The 657-nt window shown below is 46.0% G+C and carries 1 pseudogene; it reads right to left on the reverse strand.

The features are described 5' to 3' along the window. Nucleotides 1–657: pseudogene (locus tag A3761_RS27190) on the reverse strand (hypothetical protein); the annotation flags it as partial.

Consider the following 657-nt stretch of genomic DNA (forward strand, 5'->3'; position numbering starts at 1 on the left):
CAAGACTGTAAGGAACAAGCACAGGGTAAACTGGTGCCTCCCCAGATAAGCTCAAGTTAACTGAAACACGATTGTTTTCACTTGTGACCTGAGCTTTGCTTAACAAAAGTTGCGGTATTATCTGTATAGACTGGCTGGCAATTGTTCTATTACCGGCCGAGTCTTCTGCGAGCCAGTTAACTATGTGATGCCCCGGTGGTAGGTGGGTCTCATCTAAATTAATAAGCGCGACACTTCCATCAACATTATCGCTTGCACTAATATTACTCATTGGCACTGCAGTTAATGGCCCATTAGACGCCAACGTAATTTCAGAAACCAAATCAATCACCGGCGCCTCAGTATCTGCCGCACTAAGGAATTCATCCAAATTCGTTATGCCGTCATTGTTAGTATCAAGGCTAGCATCTGCTGCATCATTTGGGTTGAGGTTGTGATCAAACTCCCAACCATCTGGAATACCATCCACATCGCTATCAGCGCTATTAGGGTCAGTTTGCGCAGCGAATTCCTCTCGGTTGCTCAAACCATCGTTGTCTTGGTCAATAAATGCATCGCTGGCATCTTGTGGGTCCAAGCCGAACTGGATCTCCCATACATCCGGCAAGCCGTCATTATCACTGTCTGCATTATCGCTTGTAGCAGACGTAACAAAAC

It is taken from the genome of Oleiphilus sp. HI0123 (assembly GCF_001635315.1).